General features: G+C 30.5%; 17 protein-coding genes and 1 pseudogene. 5 read left to right on the forward strand and 13 right to left on the reverse strand.

All coding sequences use genetic code 11. The features are described 5' to 3' along the window. Positions 1-126: 126 nt before the first annotated feature. From HZR23_RS04730 to HZR23_RS04740, 3 genes are read right to left on the reverse strand one after another with little or no spacing between them, the layout of a single operon-like run. Positions 127-933 (reverse strand): SigB/SigF/SigG family RNA polymerase sigma factor, encoded by an 807-nt coding sequence (locus tag HZR23_RS04730; protein ID WP_132849902.1) that lies wholly within the window; start codon positions 931-933, stop codon positions 127-129. Then, the gene (gene rsbW / locus HZR23_RS04735; protein ID WP_243098308.1) at positions 914-1,384 is read right to left on the reverse strand and encodes an anti-sigma B factor RsbW; all 471 of its coding nucleotides are present in this window, start codon (positions 1,382-1,384) and stop codon (positions 914-916) included. The genes HZR23_RS04730 and rsbW overlap by 20 nt, the downstream gene beginning before the upstream one ends. A gap of 11 nt (positions 1,385-1,395) precedes the next feature. Next, entirely contained in the window at positions 1,396-1,713 is a 318-nt protein-coding gene (locus HZR23_RS04740) for an STAS domain-containing protein (protein ID WP_132849903.1), read from the reverse strand. A gap of 294 nt (positions 1,714-2,007) precedes the next feature. Here HZR23_RS04740 and HZR23_RS04745 point away from each other — a divergent pair, with 294 nt between their 5' ends. Then, entirely contained in the window at positions 2,008-2,388 is a 381-nt protein-coding gene (locus tag HZR23_RS04745; RefSeq protein ID WP_213050323.1) for a hypothetical protein, read from the forward strand. Continuing rightward, the gene (locus HZR23_RS04750; RefSeq protein WP_213050324.1) at positions 2,358-3,731 is read left to right on the forward strand and encodes an IS1634 family transposase; all 1,374 of its coding nucleotides are present in this window, start codon (positions 2,358-2,360) and stop codon (positions 3,729-3,731) included. The genes HZR23_RS04745 and HZR23_RS04750 overlap by 31 nt, the downstream gene beginning before the upstream one ends. 166 nt (positions 3,732-3,897) lie before the next feature. On the opposite strand, the gene HZR23_RS04755 is transcribed toward HZR23_RS04750, so the two are convergent. From HZR23_RS04755 to dnaA, 10 genes and pseudogenes are all read right to left on the reverse strand, one after another. Further along, complete coding sequence (locus HZR23_RS04755; RefSeq protein ID WP_213050207.1) at positions 3,898-4,107, reverse strand: hypothetical protein; 210 nt, start codon at positions 4,105-4,107, stop codon at positions 3,898-3,900. Positions 4,108-4,218: 111 nt separating this feature from the next. Next, positions 4,219-5,148, reverse strand: a pseudogene (locus HZR23_RS16900) (IS91 family transposase). Then, positions 5,091-5,378, reverse strand: a complete 288-nt coding sequence (locus tag HZR23_RS04770) for a transposase zinc-binding domain-containing protein (RefSeq protein ID WP_213050327.1) — start codon at positions 5,376-5,378, stop codon at positions 5,091-5,093. The pseudogene HZR23_RS16900 and the gene HZR23_RS04770 overlap by 58 nt, the downstream one beginning before the upstream one ends. A gap of 148 nt (positions 5,379-5,526) precedes the next feature. Further along, on the reverse strand, positions 5,527-7,965 hold the full coding sequence (gene gyrA / locus HZR23_RS04775) for a DNA gyrase subunit A (RefSeq protein WP_132848471.1): 2,439 nt from the start codon (positions 7,963-7,965) through the stop codon (positions 5,527-5,529). A 15-nt stretch (positions 7,966-7,980) separates the two neighbouring features. Next, positions 7,981-9,894 (reverse strand): DNA topoisomerase (ATP-hydrolyzing) subunit B, encoded by a 1,914-nt coding sequence (gene gyrB, locus HZR23_RS04780; protein ID WP_132848472.1) that lies wholly within the window; start codon positions 9,892-9,894, stop codon positions 7,981-7,983. 12 nt (positions 9,895-9,906) lie between these two features. Further along, the gene (gene remB, locus HZR23_RS04785; protein ID WP_330571414.1) at positions 9,907-10,215 is read right to left on the reverse strand and encodes an extracellular matrix regulator RemB; all 309 of its coding nucleotides are present in this window, start codon (positions 10,213-10,215) and stop codon (positions 9,907-9,909) included. An 88-nt stretch (positions 10,216-10,303) separates the two neighbouring features. Then, positions 10,304-11,407, reverse strand: coding sequence for a DNA replication/repair protein RecF (gene recF / locus HZR23_RS04790; protein WP_132848474.1), 1,104 nt, complete (start codon positions 11,405-11,407; stop codon positions 10,304-10,306). 16 nt (positions 11,408-11,423) lie between these two features. Beyond that, positions 11,424-11,633, reverse strand: coding sequence for a S4 domain-containing protein YaaA (gene yaaA / locus HZR23_RS04795; protein WP_330571415.1), 210 nt, complete (start codon positions 11,631-11,633; stop codon positions 11,424-11,426). A 233-nt stretch (positions 11,634-11,866) separates the two neighbouring features. Further along, entirely contained in the window at positions 11,867-12,964 is a 1,098-nt protein-coding gene (gene dnaN, locus HZR23_RS04800) for a DNA polymerase III subunit beta (RefSeq protein WP_132848475.1), read from the reverse strand. A 224-nt stretch (positions 12,965-13,188) separates the two neighbouring features. Continuing rightward, positions 13,189-14,517 carry a chromosomal replication initiator protein DnaA gene (gene dnaA / locus HZR23_RS04805; RefSeq protein WP_132848476.1) on the reverse strand — a complete coding sequence of 443 codons (1,329 nt, stop codon included), beginning with the start codon at positions 14,515-14,517 and terminating at the stop codon, positions 13,189-13,191. A gap of 582 nt (positions 14,518-15,099) precedes the next feature. Between dnaA and rpmH the strand changes: the two genes are divergently transcribed. Genes rpmH through yidD form a run of 3 tightly spaced genes read left to right on the forward strand, consistent with a single transcriptional unit; the run spans position 15,100 to position 15,876 of the window. Further along, positions 15,100-15,234: a 50S ribosomal protein L34 gene (gene rpmH, locus HZR23_RS04810; RefSeq protein ID WP_132848477.1), complete on the forward strand. Its 135-nt coding sequence runs from the start codon at positions 15,100-15,102 to the stop codon at positions 15,232-15,234. A gap of 58 nt (positions 15,235-15,292) precedes the next feature. Beyond that, on the forward strand, positions 15,293-15,628 hold the full coding sequence (gene rnpA, locus HZR23_RS04815; RefSeq protein WP_132848478.1) for a ribonuclease P protein component: 336 nt from the start codon (positions 15,293-15,295) through the stop codon (positions 15,626-15,628). A gap of 23 nt (positions 15,629-15,651) precedes the next feature. Beyond that, a complete protein-coding gene (yidD, locus tag HZR23_RS04820; protein ID WP_132848479.1) occupies positions 15,652-15,876 on the forward strand; it encodes a membrane protein insertion efficiency factor YidD in 225 nt (74 codons plus the stop codon). The last annotated feature ends 7 nt before the right edge of the window (positions 15,877-15,883 follow it).

Consider the following 15,883-nt stretch of genomic DNA (forward strand, 5'->3'; position numbering starts at 1 on the left):
ATCATTTTTGACTTGTTATGTCAATTAGTTTTCACTGGTAAATTGTTGTATCGCCTGTTTGTTGTTTTAATCTCATTTACTATTGAATAATGCCTTGTCAAATTGGCGACTTTTAATATCTTATCATTATTTATTTTCAATGTCAATACTTTTTTCTAGCTCTTTTTTAAATTTCTCTATTATTTTCTTTTCCATACGAGAAACTGTCATTTGAGATACATTTAGTTCTTTTGCAACTTGAATTTGTGTTTTATTATTATAAAACCTATCAATTAACACCTTTTTCTCAGCTTCATTTAGTTTTTCCATTGATTTCTTTATAAAGTCCTTATGCTCTATTAAATCAAATTGCTTGTCCTCTTCCCCTACCAAGTCTAATAATTGAACATCTTTATCTTCACCATCATTGTCGTATGTTACGTCTAATGATTTTGGAGTATATACATGACTCGCCTCCATGGCTTCTATAATTTCTTCCTCTGAGCATTTAAGGTATTCTGCTAAATCACTAATTGTAGGGTTTTTTTGTAGTTTCTGATTTAATTCATTTTTAGCTACATTTACTCTCTTTGATAACTCTTGTATCCTCCTTGGAACTCTAATAGCCCAGCCTTTATCTCTGAAATACTTTTTTATCTCGCCTATTATCGTTGGTGTTGCAAAGCTTGAAAACTCAAAACCTTTAGAAGTATCAAAGCGTTCAATTGCATATATTAATCCTAATGATGCTACTTGAAATATGTCATCAAACTCGATACCTTTGTTAATATATTTCTTAGAAAGAATTTCAGCAATATAGATATACCTGCCTACTAATTCATTTCTTAAATGAGTTTCCTTTGTTTTTGAATACTCAACAAAAAGCTCTTTTTCAGTTAAGCACAAATAGTATTTATTATCTTCATAATTTAAATTACTGGCTATACTTCTCATTAAAATCATCCCCTACGTATTTCGTCATTTTTATTACTGTACCTTTACCTTTATTTTGTAAAAATTCAACATTATCCATTAGGGATTTAATAATAAATACACCTAAACCCCCTTCTTTTAAATTATGTACATTTGGCTCTTCAATTTGATTCACAAGAAAACCCTTTCCTTTATCATATACTAATATATCTATCTTCTCTTCATAAACTAGAAATTCAACATCAAAATTACCCTCTTCCGCATTGGCCCCATGGGTAATCGCATTTGAACATGCTTCTGAAACTGCAACTTTTAAATCTTCAATTTTTTCAATATCAAATCCCATTCTCGATGCAATTGATGATAAGGTTAACCTTACAACACTTACATATTCTGGCTTGTTTGGTAAAGATAATTTTATTAAATCCTTTTGATTATTCATAACATATCTATCCTCCATTATTAACATCATCTTTATATACCTCACTCCTCAATATTAAAAACTTTATTAAGACCTGTAATAACAAGTAATTTTTTTATACTTGGCTTTGCATTCTTTATAACAATTTGCTTCTCAGCCTCACTAATATGCTTATATGCTCCTATCAATACACCTAGTCCTGTACTATCAATGTATTGAAGATTTTCACAGTCAATTTTGATACTCTCCTTTTTATCCTCTATTAATACTAATAATTCTCCCTTAAGCTTTTCTGCTGTATAAATATCAATTTCACCATGTAAGTAAACGACCCATTGTTTATTTGATTCATCAAACATACTTCTAATTTGTAATGACATAAACTTTTCACCCCTTTTTCATTTGTTTCAAACAACTTTTTTATAATTATACCAAAAAAATAAAGTTTTCACTACTTTTGCTAATTTTTTTCTAAATTATTTCTTTTTTATTAAAAATAAGGCGGCTAAAAATCACTAATCAAAAGTGTTACAAATACTTTTAAAAAGTTTTTTAGCCGCCTTAGTAAGTACAATTCCTGAGTTTATAGGTTCAAAAACTAAAAAGATAATAAAACACTTGAATTTCAGGTGTTTTTTTATTGGAAATTTTGGAAATAATCGTTGTGTACTTCGATGTACTGTGATATAATAAAAGAGGGTGATTTTATGTTTATTAGAGTGACTAAGAGTCCTACAGCTAAGTATAAAAAAGTATATCTTGTTGAAGGCTACCGTGACGAAAATGGTAAATCTAAACAAAGAATTATTAAATGCTATGGCAATCTTGAAGAATTAGAGGCTAATGATCCGGATATTCTACAAAAGCTAAAAGATTCTGCTAAATTGATAACTAAAAACCAAGTAAATCTAACATTGAACCTTAGTGATAGTAACGATGATATGGAAATTGATAAGAACTATGGCTACTTTTTTCTTGAAAGACTCTATAATGAGCTTAGTTTACCTCAGTTTTTAAATCACAAATGCGTAAAAGAAAGCATGTTTTTGACTTGAATGAAGTTTTTCAATTGCTTCTATATGGAAGAATTCTGAAACCTGCTAGTAAAAAATCAACATTTGAAAATAAAGATGAGTATTTCGAATCTTTTAAAGTAACTATAAATTCTATTTACGAGTCTCTCTCTCTAATGAAGGATATTAAAGAAGACCTACAACAACATCTTCATGAACAAGTTTCACAGATCCACGGTAGAGATACTTCACTTGTTTTCTTTGATGTAACTAACTATTACTTTGAATCAGACTTAGAAAATAATCTTAAAAAAGTTGGTATCTCTAAACAAAAAAGAACAACGCCAATCGTACAAATGAGTCTAGCAATTGATAGAGCAGGCCTACCTGTTGGGTATGATCTTTTTTCTGGTAATACCCATGATAGTACAATGCTTATTCCTGCCTTAAAGAATATGAAAAATAGATATGCTCTTGAGAGAGTAATTCTAACAGCAGACAAAGCTCTAAATAGTGGTAAAAACCTAGCTTTTCTTGTAGAAAACAATGATGGTTACATAGTTTCACAAAAGGTAAGAGGTGCCTCTAAGACATTTATAAAAGAAATTCTTAAAGATGAAGGCTACGTTTATAACTCTACTAAAACTTTTAAGATTAAATCTTTCTTCAGGGAAAGAAAAACTAATAACGAAAATGGTGAGGAAATTACACTCAAAGAAAAAGTTGTATCTTTCTGGGCTGCTGATTATGATGCTAGAGAAAAACACAAAAGAGAAAAATTAGAAGAAAAAATTCAAGAGTATCTTGAAAATCCTTCGAAATATAAAGCTTCTAATCGTTATGGTGTAAAAAAGTATTTAAAAGAAATAGAGATAGATACTTTTACAGGTGAAGTGGAAGATAAAAAAACGCTCTTAGAGTTTGAAGCTGCTAAGTACGAAAGAGATGTGGCCTTAGATGGGTATTATGCTCTTGTTACCAGTGAGCTTGAAATGCCTGATGAAGAAATAATTGAAAGGTATAGAGGTCTTTGGAAGATAGAAGAATCTTTTAAAGTTTTAAAGTCAGATTTAGAAGGTCGTCCTGTCTATGTTCGAAGAGAGGATAGAATAGAAGGACATTTTCTTATTTGTTTCGTAGCATTATTAATTTCGAGAATTTTAGAGAATAAACTCAAAAACAAATACTCTATTAAACGAATACAAGAGTCTCTTAGAAATGCGACGTGTAGATTTATTACCAATGGAATCTACTCACTTAATAAACAAGATGAAATTTATAGAGATATCGAAAAATTATTTGGTGTTTCTCTAAATTACAGAAATATAAGAATCGAGCAAATTCGTTCTTATAGGAAAGAAATAGTTCACAACATAAAAAAATAAAAACAAATCAGCTATGACCTAGTATTTTTAAGGTGTTTAGCTGATTTTTTGTTCTTGCAACCTATAAACTCAGGTTATACCAAAAAAATAAAGTTTTCACTACTTTTGCTAATTTTTTTCTAAATTATTTCTTTTTTATAAAAAAATCCCCTGACGGGGACTGTGTTTAAAAAGGAATACACTCATCATCTTCTTCTAGGTATGAGTGTTTTTCTTCTTTTTGTTCACCAAAATAATAAAAATCCTCATTACAATTAGGGCATACCATAATCGGCATACCTTTTCTATTTTTATTTTGTTCTTCGTCGTACTCTTCGTCACAGTAGGTATCCAAATCTGCAAACTCATCCACAATATCTGCGGGAGCCCACTCCAAATACTTACACTTCAAACAATGATATTTGTACAACTTTTCTTTGTAATGGCGCTCTACTAATGGGCTCATATAATATTTCCTCCATATCCCTAGATTCTCTTATATCATATATCACCCCATAGTCTTTATGCCATATTCTCCATAAAATTTTTCAGTGGTACATTTTACACATAAAAGTGGATTTCTTCCGAAATTCTCTATAATCCTCTCTTTCCAGGTCTTTTTCTTTTCAAAACTTTTTCTCTTATCCCTAAGCAATTTTTCTATAGACTTTTCCTTCATAAAATTATATAGATGCACTATATCCTTGGATATCTTATTTCTTCTCCTTGAATACAGTCCATATCTTCTTACTGTCTTGAATCCTTTAGGTACTATATGTTGTGTTATTTTTCCTATAAATTCTAACACATCCATAGTTATCTTTACTTTTTTTCCATCGTTATGATCTTCATACCAAAACGTAACCTTTTCTCCATCATATTCCTCTATTCTATATTCTGCTATATTTGCTCTAGCAAGATATCTTCCTATGTACTTTACTGCTTGTCTTGTATCATTCAGTTTTCTCTTTGCATTAACATAAAACCCATTTGGATATCTTTTATACATCTCACTTATTATTTTGCCTGGTTTCATAACTATTAAAATATTTCTTAATTATTTCTAGTAGCACCTTCTGCCATGCTTTCTTCAAAATGGATATGGTATATATTCAACACTCTTCCACCAATTATTATTTCTATCTATTGCTCCCTCTGTTACTAATGCATGTATATGTGGGTTCCATTTCAAATCTCTTCCAAAGGTGTGCACTACAGCTATTATACCTACTTCATAATCACATTTCCTATTATTTTTATACCAATATGAAATTACGTTGTATACTGCATCCTGCAATTCTTTTAATAATTCTCTCCTTGCATAAAAGAAGTTTCTCAGTTCCTTAGGCATTGTAAATACACTATGTCTATGCCCTACCCTTAACATGTTCTGTTCTTTGTCTTTTCGGCCCATTTTAGTGTATATACTCTTCCGCATTTATTGCAAAACTTGCTTTTACATGTAAATGGTACTTTCGTTACACTAAAACAATCCTCACATATATATTCGGCATATCCATTTTTAACATCGCTACAATTTATAGCCTTATTTACTAGATCATCTATATGTTCTCTCATAACCTTAGGAACTCTAGACCAGTATGTGTTTTTAAAGTCCTCATATCTATCTACCAATATCTCTTTAACTGTTATCTTTTTTCTATTCATATCTCAATCATACCATATGTTATCCACAGATTTTTAATTTTATAATTTCCTATAGAATTAAAAATAAGGCGGCTAAAAATCACTAATCAAAAGTGTTACAAATACTTTTAAAAAGTTTTTTAGCCGCCTTAGTAAGTACAATTATTTGTTATTCTATTACTTCGTCATGATTAGGTAATTGAGCCACTGTCACTATATTACTGTTTTCATCAACTTTCATCAGGGTAACTCCCTTAGTGTTTCTTCCTAGCTTAGAAATGTTTTTAACGTTTAGTCTTATAATAATCCCGTCGTTATTTACTAATAATATTTCATCATCAATATTAACTAATTTTGCTCCGACCAAGTTTCCGGTTTTATCTGAAACATTGTAAGTTTTAATACCCTTTCCACCTCTAGACTGTAGACGGTACTCACTTATATCTGTTCTCTTACCAAAACCTTTCTGACTCACTACAAATAAATCTTTGTCATCTTCTATAACTTCCATGGCCACAACATGATCCTCTGGAGACAAGGTTATACCTTTGACCCCCATTGCACTTCTTCCTACTTCTCTAACATCTTCTTCTTTAAATCGTATAGACATACCATTAGAAGTAATCATAATAATTTCTTGTTCTTCATTGCACAATCTAACGCTAATTAGTTCATCATCGTCTTTTATGTTAATAGCAATTAAACCAGTTCTTCTTGTAGTCTCAAATTGTTCTAAAGAAGTCTTTTTAACTAACCCATTCTTAGTTGCTAATAACAAAAACTTAGAAATTTTATCTTTACTTAGTGGTATCATAGCTGCAATTTTTTCGTTTGGTAGAAGTGGTAGTAAGTTAACGATCGCAGTTCCCTTTGCTTGTCTCTTAGCCTCTGTAATTTCATAGGCATTTAATTTATATACCCTTCCTAAGTTAGTGAAGAAAAGGATAGGATCTAAACTAGATGTAATAATTAAGTTCTCAACAAAATCCTCTTCCCTTGTAGTCATTCCAGAAATACCTTTTCCACCGCGTTTCTGACTCTTGTACGTATCTACCGGAAGTCTTTTAATATATCCAAAATGAGTTAATGTAATTGCAACATCCTCTTCATCAATCATATCTTCAATATTAATTTCACCTGGATCTAGAACTATTTCTGTTCTTCTTTCATCCGAGTATTTTTCTTTTATCTCTACTAATTCCTCTTTAATAATATTTAAAACTAATTGTTCATTATCAAGAATCTCTTTTAATTGTCTAATTATCTCTAAAGTTTCTTTTAAGTCTAACTCTACTTTTTCTCTTTCTAACCCTGTTAATCTCTGTAGACGCATATCTAAAATGGCTTGGGCTTGTCTTTCAGATAAATTAAATTTTTCCATTAACCCATCTTTTGCTTCTTGTCCATTTTTAGACCCTCTAATTAGAGATATTACTTGGTCTAAATGATCTAAGGCTATTTTTAGTCCTTCTAAGATATGGGCTCTTTCTTCAGCTTTATTCAGATCAAATTTCGTTCTTCTAACAATAATGTCTTTTTGATGCTCTATGTAATAATAGAGGATTTCTTTTAGATTTAAAACCTTAGGTTGTCCATCAACTAGGGCAATCATAATAATACTGAATGTATCTGATAATTGTGAGTGCTTATATAGTTTATTTAGTACAACATTTGAATTAGCATCTCTTTTTAGCTCTATTACTATACGCATACCAGTACGGTCACTTTCGTCCCGTAAATCTGATATTCCTTCAACCTTTTTATCTCTAACTAGCTCAGCAATTTTTTCAATTAGTCTAGCTTTATTAACTTGGTAAGGAATTTCTGTAACTATAATTTGCTGTTTTCCTTTTGAAGTTTCCTCTATGGTTGCTTTTGCTCTTACTTTGACTCTACCCCTACCGGTCTTATAGGCTTCAATCATTCCTTCTTTACCAGTTATAATAGCTCCTGTTGGAAAATCTGGGCCCTTTATAGATTCCATAATCATTTCTACATCTGCCTCAGGTTCATCTATTAAGGTAATTACTCCATCAATTACTTCACTTAAATTATGAGGTGGTATTGAAGTAGCCATCCCAACTGCTATACCATTAGAACCATTAACTAATAAATTAGGAAATTTACTTGGTAAAACTGCCGGTTCTTCTAATGTATCGTCAAAGTTTGGTATATAATCAACCGTTTCTTTTTGAATATCCCTAATCATTTCCATAGAAATTTTAGAAAGTCTTGCCTCAGTATAACGCATTGCAGCAGCGCTATCTCCGTCAACAGATCCAAAATTTCCATGCCCATCAACAAGCAAAGCTCTGGTTGAGAAATCCTGTGCCATTCTTACCATAGCATCGTAAACCGCCGTATCACCATGAGGGTGATACTTACCAAGTACGTCCCCAACTATACGGGCAGATTTTCTGTATGGCTTATCCGGCGTCATACCTAACTCACTCATTGAAAAAAGAATTCTCCTATGTACGGGCTTTAATCCATCCCTTACATCCGGTAAAGCCCTTCCTACTATAACACTCATTGCATAGTCTATATAGGATTTTTTCATCTCGTCTTCTATACCTATAGGGATAACCTTGTCTTTTTCTTCTATCATATTCAAATCCCCCTACTATACATCTAAATTTGTAACATATCTAGCATTTTGTTCAATAAACTCTCTTCTCGGTTCTACCTTGTCACCCATTAGTGTAGTGAATATTTCATCCGCAGCTAATGCATCATCTACAGTTACTTGAAGTAATGTTCTATGATCTGGATTCATTGTTGTCTCCCATAATTGCTCTGGATTCATTTCACCAAGACCTTTGTAACGTTGAAGAGTTACCCCGTTTTTACCTATTTCGTTAAGTTTTATATTTAGCTCTTTATCTGAATAAGTATAAAACTCTTCTCTTCCCTTTTTAATCTTATAAAGCGGTGGTTGTGCAACAAATATATGTCCTAACTCCACTAAAGGTTTCATATATCTAAAGAAGAATGTTAAAAGTAATGTTCTAATGTGAGCTCCATCCACGTCCGCATCGGTCATAATTACTATTTTATGATATCTTAACTTACCTATATCAAATTCAGCACCTATTCCGGTTCCAAAGGCAGTAATCATATTACCAATTTCATTATAGTTTAGTATCTTATCTAATCGAGCCTTCTCAACATTAAGAATTTTACCTCTTAATGGCAGGATAGCTTGGGTCCTTCTATCTCTTCCTTGCTTTGCACTACCTCCTGCGGAGTCCCCCTCAACTAAGTATATTTCACTTAGACTAGGATCTTTCTCTGAACAATCAGCTAATTTACCAGGTAATGTAGTATTTTCTAAAACACCTTTTCTTCTAGTTAATTCCCTAGCTTTTTTAGCAGCTTCCCTAGCCCGTTGCGCCTTCATTGCTTTTTCCATTATTAGTCTTGCTTCTGTAGGGTTTTCTTCTAAAAATGAATCTAAATATTCACTGGAAGCTGATTCAACAATACCTTTCATTTCGCTGTTTCCAAGTTTTGTTTTTGTTTGCCCTTCAAATTGTGGTTCAGGTAGCTTTACTGAAAGAATTACAGTTAAACCTTCTCTTACATCTTCACCAGAAAAATTCTGGTCCTTTTCTTTAAGGAAACCATTTTTTCTTGCATAGTCATTTAATATTCTTGTAAGGGCTGTCTTAAATCCACTTAAGTGTGTACCACCCTCATGAGTATTTATATTGTTTGCAAAACTAAAAATATTCTCTGTATATACATCCGTATACTGAAATGCTAACTCTACAGTATTTCCGTCCTTAACTTTTTCAAAATATATTATTTTATCATGAAGAGGCTCTCTATTTTTATTTAAGTGCTTAACAAATTCTCTAATTCCACCCTCATAAAAAAATGTACTATCCTTTTCCTGACCTTCTCTTTTATCAGAAAGTGTTATTTTAATTCCCTTATTTAAAAACGCTAATTCTCTTAGACGGTGCTCTAATGTTTCATACTTATATTCAACCTCTTCGAATATTAAATAATCAGGTTTAAATAGTACTGTTGTTCCAGTTCCATCAGAAGTACCTACTTCTTCTACTTCTGTTAAAGGATTACCCCTCTCATATCTTTGGCGATATAATTTTCCATCTCGTTTAATTTCAACTACTAATTTTTCTGATAATGCATTAACTACAGAAACCCCAACTCCATGAAGTCCCCCAGAAACTTTATATCCCCCACCACCAAATTTTCCTCCAGCATGAAGTACAGTTAATACTGTTTCTAAAGTAGATTTGCCTGTTTGAGGATGTATTTCAACAGGGATTCCCCTACCATTATCAGTAACTTTTATTGAATTGTCCTCATTAATAGTTACATGTATAGTATCACAGTAACCAGCCAAGGCTTCATCTATACTATTATCTACAACCTCATAAACCAGATGATGTAGTCCCCTAGGACCTGTACTACCTATATACATACCTGGTCTTTTTCTTACGGGTTCCAAACCCTCTAGAACTTGGATTTCTTCTGCACTATAATTACTTTGTACTTTATTTTCCATTACAAAAACCTCCTAATAACTCGAATACGCTCTTTTCTGTAGTGTTAGAGAAGAAATTGGTGAGAAGTAAACAATTAAACTGGAGCATTTACTATCTTTTTTTATTTCATTGTTTTTCCCTTTTATATTAACTATGACAAATGATCGGGTTTCCTCTTCTGTTATTTTAGATACGAAACCTTCATCATTACATGTTTTTAAAAATTTTTTAGTAGTCTTACTTTTAATTGAAAGCTTAATATCAAAAATCCCTACTATATCCCTTTTATTAACTACAACGTCTCCACCTAAGTGTACAAAATTTGTATAATACCCCTTCAAAGTTATGCCCCCTTCCATATTTTTCAGGAGATAATTTTGCTTAACTCTATTATTATACACTTATTTGAATTAATAAGAAAGATGGTGTTTATTTATTGTTGTAAACATTTCCATTTGCGATCCTATGTAATTTATAGTTATCATTCTTTAAATCAAAAGGATTGATTACTGTAGTTGTAATAAAAGTTTGTATATTTTTTAAATTATTCAATAAATATTTTTGCCTAAACTCATCTAATTCACTCATTACGTCATCAAGTAAAAGTATAGGGTATTCCCCTACTTCACCTCTAATCAACTCTATCTCAGATAGCTTTAGGGAAAGGACAGTTGTCCTTTGTTGGCCTTGAGATCCAAATTTTTTAACATCCATACCATTTATCGTAAATTTTATTTCATCCCTATGAGGGCCGCATAAAGTTATACCCCTATACTTCTCCTCGACATAAACCGAATCTATTTTTGCTAAAAATCTCTCTTTAATTTGTATAGAGTTCATATTTTCATTTATATTTATATTTGAATCATATTTAATTTCTAGATTTTCCTTTGATTCTGTAATTTTTCTATGCATTAGTTTTCCTAGGAGGCTTAGTTTTTTTATGAAATTTCTCCTATATATTATTATTTCTGTACCATAACTTGAAAGTTGCTCATTCCAAACCTGTAAATCTATAGGCTTTACTCCCTTATTTTTTAATAACTTATTTCTTTGAAGAAGTATTTTATTGTACTGATTCATTAGATAATAGTACTTAGGAGAAATTTGAGAAATATCATTATCTATAAATTTGCGCCTTTCACTTGGGCCTTCTTTAACTATTTTTAAGTCTTCGGGGGAAAAAAGTACTACATTTAAATTTCCTAGTAGTTCCCCATATTTATTTAAGGATACGTCATTGACTTTTATCCTCTTTTTTTCATCCTTTTGCAATATTAACTCAATTTTTATATCTCTATTCCTTTTTTTCACAAAGGTCTTAATAAGTGACTGGTTTTTATTTATATTAATAAGCTCCTGATCCTTGTTATTTCTAAAAGACTTTCCAAGTGCACATATGTATATAGCCTCTAATAAATTTGTTTTTCCCTGTGCATTTTCACCAACAAACAGATTTAGATTGGAATGAAATTTCAACTCTAATTCTTCATAATTACGATAGTTTAATAGCCGAATCCCCTCAATTATCATTTTGCACCCTCATTTTTTACACTATTTTAATCTTTACTCCATCTACCTCGACTATGTCACCTACTCTAATTTTTTTACCTCTTTGCTCTGTAACTTCGCCATTTACTATAACTTTTCCATCTAATATATAGTATTTAGCTTGTCCACCAGTAGAAACAACATCACTTAGTTTTAATAAGGAATCTAATTTTATATATTCATTTTCTATCTTAATCTCTTTTATCAATTTAATCACTCCTACTAACGTATTATAATTTAAGTTTTCCATTTTTTATTTTTTTACAATTAATTTTTTAATACAATATTAATAGCAAACCACTTAATTAACCCTAAGATAATAATATATAGCTATCAATTAATCCTCTATCTATTCTTAGCCATAAAAAGTGTCTCATAAAAACACCTTTGTAGAGTTTTTGCTACAAAGGTGCCATATAGTTAATTGTATAATTATTTAATTTATTCAGAAACTCTTACAGGTAAAATCAAATATTTATAGTTTATATCTTCCTCAGGTCTTATTAAACCAGGATTAATACTAGTCATGAAATCAATAAATAAAAACTCATCTTCAATAATTTTTAATACATCTAATAGATATTTTGAGTTAAATGCAATGTTTAAATCTTCACCCTCTGTTTCAATATCTATTTCCTCTTGTACTTTTCCTACTTCCGAATTGGATGTAATTATTAGCTTATCTCCAACAATATTTAATTTAATAGGATTATTTTTTCCCTCTCTTGAAATTAGTGCAGCCCTTTCAACACTATCTAGTAAAAGACTTGTACTAACTTTAATTCTAGTCTTATATTCCTTAGGAATAATTTGTTTGTAATTAATAAACTCCCCTTCTAAAAGCCTAGAAATAAGCTTTGTCTCTCCTAAAGTAAATAAGGCATGTTTGTCAGACAGAGTCATGTAAACTGTATCATCACTATCATCCATTATTCTACCTATTTCATTTAAAGTTTTAGCAGGAATTATAGCCTTATTATTATATCCTTCAGTAAGTTCTACTTTTTTTAGAGCTAATCTATATCCATCTAGTGCAACCATATTTAATTTATTATCAATAATTTCTACTAGAACCCCAGTAAATACTGGTTTCATTTCATCTTGTGACGTAGCAAAAGATGTTTGTCTAATCATATTTTTAAAAACCTGGTTATTTATTTCATAAGTAGCTCTCTGCTCTATTGTTGGTAATTCTGGAAATTCATCTGATGGATAATATAAAATGTTAAACTCACTATTTTGACACTTTATAATCATCTGTTGCTCTTTTAAAAGTATTTCAACTTCAGAATCAGGAAGTTTTCTAACTATTTCACTAAATAGTCTTGCATCTACAACAACAGTTCCTTCTTCTAGAATATTTGACTCAATAATATGTTCAATACCTATTTCTAAATCTGTAGCAATAAATTTTAAATGGTTACTAACGGCTTCAATATATATCCCTTTTAATATAGGTAATGTTGATTTTGAAGAAACAGCTTTTTGCACAATAGATATAGCATTTAAAAGTGATTTTTTTTGGCTTATAAAATGCATGTTGTGGATAATCCCCCTTATAAAAATATATAGTTTAAATAAGAAATAATAGTAGTAATAGTAGTAGGGCCTGTTAGTTTGTTAGTAAGTGGGTAATTAAGAGTAATCAGTTGCGTTACACGTGTTAATAAAATATGAATAACCTGGTGAAAGTTATCCACATATTAAATCAAGATAATATAAATTATAGTTATCAACAAGGTGTTAACACCCTCTGTGTATTATTATTCGTCCTTTAGACTGCTAATAATTTTTTCAATTTTTTCTTTTAAATAAGGGTCGTTTTTCATATCATTAGATATTTTTTCATGGGCATGTATAACTGTTGTATGATCTCTACCACCAAATTCTTCTCCAATTTTAGGTAAAGATAGATCTGTTAGCTCTCTAGTCAAATACATAGCGATTTGTCTTGGGAATGCAATGGATCTTGTCCTCTTTTTTGCATTAAAGTCTTCAATTTTAATATTAAACTTCTTAGAAACAATTTCCTTAATTAAAGGAACATTTATTTGTCTTTTCTTAGAAGAAAATATTTCTTTTAAAGCCTCTCTAGCAATATCAACGGTTATTTCTCCATTAGCCAATGAAGAATAGGCAACAATTCTTATTAAGGCTCCCTCAAGCTCACGAATATTTGCCTGTATTTTACTTGCTATAAAAGACATAACTTCATCAGGAACATCCATATTTTCCATTTGTGCCTTTTTACGTAAAATAGCAATTCTCGTTTCTATATCAGGGGGCTGAATATCAGTTATTAGGCCCCACTCAAATCTTGATCTTAATCTATCCTCTAAGGTTGGTATTTCCTTTGGAGGACGGTCACTTGAAATAATTATTTGTTTATTGGATTCATGCAAGGCATTAAAAGTATGGAAAAACTCTTCTTGAGTACTTTCCTTGCCAGCGATAAATTGGATATCATCTACTAATAGTACATCTACATTTCTATATCTATTTCTAAACTCTACGTTCCGGTCATCACGAATAGAGTTAATTAATTCGTTTGTAAAGGTTTCAGAAGAGACATAGGCTATTTTGGCATTAGCGTTATTTTGCATAATATAATGACCTATAGCGTTCATTAAATGAGTCTTTCCTAATCCTACACCACCATATATAAAAAGGGGATTGTAAGCTTTAGCTGGTTGCTCAGCAACAGCAACAGAAGCAGCATGGGCAAATCTATTACTATTTCCAATAACAAAGGTATCAAAGGTATATTTAGGGTTAAGATTTTTAGTTTGAATTTGTTCTCGAGCAGGCCTATTAACCTTTTCTTTATGCATAGCAGTTTCTTCATTAGGTATGATAATTTTTAGCTCATACTGTTTATGAGTAACCTGCTTAATTGCATTAGAAATAAGCGTAGAGTAACGCCCAGTAATAATATCGCGATTAAAATCGTTATGTACCTTTAATATAACAATGTTATCGTCAATAGAAATTGGTTCAATTGTCTTTATCCAAGTTGAAAAGCTGACCTCTGTTAATTCTGTTTTTACTAAACTTAGGGTCTTGTCCCAAATTTGGGATAGATTTTCGTTCATAAAACATGATCCCCCTTAATGCAAAATAAATTAATTTTTATAGTTATTAAAAAGTTATCCATAAAATAATCCACAATTACATAAAAAAAACATAAAAAAATAGTAATAATTTTTACTAACATGGTTATGCTTAACAATGTGGAAAAGTATAAAAAAGTTGGGATTATTTTTATTATATATGGACTTATACACAATATCAACAAAGATATTATTAACATAGAAAATAATGAAAAATAGTTAATTATATTTATTAGCCTATAAAATAATAATGTTATTCACATTTATATCCACAGATGTGAATAACTCTTAATAAAGTTAATAAATTTACAAACATTATCAACAGGCAAAAACATCATAACAAATCCATCGAAAGATTTCAACAAAAACCAACAAAATATCCACATTTTTTTATAATGTGAATATTATTTATCCACAACATGAAAAATCTTATTAATTGCTTTTTTCTTGACATGCCAAATGATTGTAGATATAATTTTATATGAAGTTTGCACATTTTTATAAAAATGGTTACTTACTTGATATATAGTAGTACTTGCCAGTACTTCGAAGGGGGTGTAATTTGTGAAAAGAACTTATCAGCCTAAAAAAAGACAAAGAAGCAAAGAGCATGGTTTTAGAAAAAGAATGAGCACTAAAAATGGAAGAAATGTTTTAAAAAGACGTAGATTAAAGGGCAGAAAGAGACTGACTGCGTAAAGGCCGCATATTGTGGCCTTTTTCTATAATTTTGTTTACTGGGGTATGGAGGAAAAATATGAAACCGGCCAATAGATTAAAAAAAAATAGTGATTTTAATGTAGTTTACTCGAAAAAAAAATCTATGGCTAATAAACTTCTAATTATATATATTACAGAAAATAGTTTAAATAATAATCGGGTAGGTTTTGTCGTCTCAAAAAAAGTAGGAAATAGTGTAATTAGAAGCAAAGTAAAAAGACTAATGAAGGAAAGTTATAGATTAAATGACTCAAGATTTAAAATAGCTTATGATATTGTTTTCATTGCTAGGGCTGACTGTAAAAACTCGACCTTTAAAGAAATTGAAAGTGCATTACTGCACTTAATGAAAAAAATGAAGTTGACTAAATAAATTAATGGAGAGCAGGAATTAAAATGTCTAGGCTAGCTATTGGTTTAATTCATATTTATCAAAAATGGGTTTCACCATTAAAAAAACCAAGCTGCATATTTTACCCAAGCTGTTCGAACTATAGTATAGAGGCCTATAAGCATTACGGTTTTTTTAAAGGAAGCTATTTAACTTTAAGAAGAATATTAAGGTGTCATCCATTCAATATTGGAGGTTATGACCCTTTAAAAATAAAAGACGAAAGTTAGTAGGGGG

This window comes from Serpentinicella alkaliphila (assembly GCF_018141405.1).
Classification (GTDB): domain Bacteria; phylum Bacillota; class Clostridia; order Peptostreptococcales; family Natronincolaceae; genus Serpentinicella; species Serpentinicella alkaliphila.